This is a genomic window from Alteromonas sp. ABM1_013, assembly GCF_056160505.1.
On the sequence record NZ_JBSWXH010000009.1, the window covers coordinates 1 to 1126 of the forward strand.

1 rRNA gene is annotated in these 1126 nt (G+C 50.1%); it reads right to left on the reverse strand.

Annotation, left to right across the window (positions count from 1 at the left end):
- A 23S ribosomal RNA gene (locus ACXAGK_RS19455) occupies positions 1-1126 on the reverse strand; the annotation flags it as partial.

Genomic DNA, 1126 nt, shown 5'->3' on the forward strand with positions numbered 1-1126 from the left:
AGGGGCCAATGTTAGAACATCAAACATACAAGGGTGGTATTTCAAGGACGGCTCCACACAATCTAGCGACTGTGCTTCAAAGCCTCCCACCTATCCTACACATGTAGGTTCAATGTTCAGTGCCAAGCTGTAGTAAAGGTTCACGGGGTCTTTCCGTCTAGGTGCGGGTACACAGCATCTTCACTGCGATTTCAATTTCACTGAGTCTCGGGTGGAGACAGCGTGGCCATGGTTACACCATTCGTGCAGGTCGGAACTTACCCGACAAGGAATTTCGCTACCTTAGGACCGTTATAGTTACGGCCGCCGTTTACCGGGGCTTCGATCAAGAGCTTCGTCCGAAAACTAACCCCATCAATTAACCTTCCGGCACCGGGCAGGTGTCACACCCTATACGTCCTCTTACGAGTTTGCAGAGTGCTGTGTTTTTAATAAACAGTCCCAGCCACCTGGTCACTGCGGCCTCCATTTGCTTACCACGCGAAGTGTTCACAAACAGAGGCGTACCTTCTCCCGAAGTTACGGTACAATTTTGCCGAGTTCCTTCACCCGAGTTCTCTCAAGCGCCTTAGTATTCTCTACCTGACCACCTGTGTCGGTTTGGGGTACGGTTCATATAATCATAAGTTTAGAAGCTTTTCCTGGAAGCAGGGCATCAACAACTTCACTCCCTTGGGAGCTCGTCTCGTGTCTCGGCCTTGAAAACCCGGATTTACCTAAGTCTTCAGCCTACGCACTTTCACTTGGACAACCAACGCCAAGCTTGCCTAGCCTTCTCCGTCCCTCCATCACTGATTATATAAGTACGGAAATATTAATCCGTTTCCCATCGACTACGCATTTCTGCCTCGCCTTAGGGGCCGACTTACCCTGCCCTGATTAGCATGGGACAGGAAACCTTGGTCTTCCGGCGTGGGAGTTTTTCACTCCCATTATCGTTACTCATGTCAGCATTCGCACTTGTGATATGTCCAGCAAGCTTTACAACTCACCTTCATCCACTTACACAACGCTCCCCTACCCAGCATGTAAACATGCTGCCGCAGCTTCGGTATATTGCTTAGCCCCGTTACATCTTCCGCGCAGGCCGACTCGACTAGTGAGCTATTACGCTTTCTTTAAAGGG